Source organism: Actinomadura rubrisoli (genome assembly GCF_004349215.1).
Classification (GTDB): Bacteria; Actinomycetota; Actinomycetes; order Streptosporangiales; family Streptosporangiaceae; genus Spirillospora; species Spirillospora rubrisoli.
In genome coordinates, this window is record NZ_SMKU01000764.1 from 1 (window position 1) to 794 (window position 794).

General features: G+C 78.1%; 1 protein-coding gene. It reads right to left on the reverse strand.

What is annotated here, in order from left to right; all coding sequences use genetic code 11:
- Positions 1-732, reverse strand: a 732-nt coding sequence (locus E1298_RS47355; protein ID WP_131903906.1) for a DUF5937 family protein, incomplete at its 3' end; no start/stop codon positions are given.
- Positions 733-794: the final 62 nt, after the last annotated feature.

The window sequence follows — 794 nt, forward strand, 5'->3', positions numbered from 1 at the left end:
CTCCCAGAGGGCGGAGATGCCGCGGGCCGGGTAGATGAGGGTGCAGGGCCAGGGGTCCTCGGTGTGCGCGCTGACGGCGGGCCAGACGAAAACCGAGGGGATGAGCAGCAGCCCGCGGCCGCCGAGCGGGACGGTCTCGCGGGTGCGGGTGCGCAGCAGGTCGATGCCGCCGTCGCGCCAGCGGACGCGGGGGTGCAGGTCGCGCAGGGCGGCCTCCCAGCCGCCGCCGCTGAGCCGCCCGGCGCGGTGCAGGACGTCGCGTTCGCAGATGGCGCGCAGCCGCGGCCAGTCGCCCGCGAGCAGCGTCCGCCACGCGGTGTCGAGGGTGTCGGCGAGGACGGCGGCGGCGTCGGGGCGGGCGAGGACGGCGCGGGCCCGCGCGTCCGCGTCGGGCCGCACCCGCAGGGAGTAGGCGATCTCGCGGCGCGCCACGTCCGGGGGAGTGGCGCGGACGGCGGCGAGGTCGTCGTCGATGGTCTGCGCGAGGCCCCGCGGCGGCGGGGCGACGAAACCGGCGCCGTGCCGGTGGGACTGCAGGGCCAGGACGGCGTCCAGGGGCGTCTCGGCGCGCAGCCGCTCCAGCCGCGGCGCCAGGCGCCCGGCCCAGGCGCCGGGCAGGGCGTTCCCGGACAGGCCGGTGAGGGCGCGCAGCAGCCCGTCCAGCTCGAACAGCGGTGACAGCGCGAACCGGCTGTGCAGCAGGTCCTCCGCGCCCACCAGGAAGCGGATCACCCCCCGACCTTACGCCGTGGGACGTAAACGTGGCGGGTGGTGATCGCGGGCGCGGAGGGTGG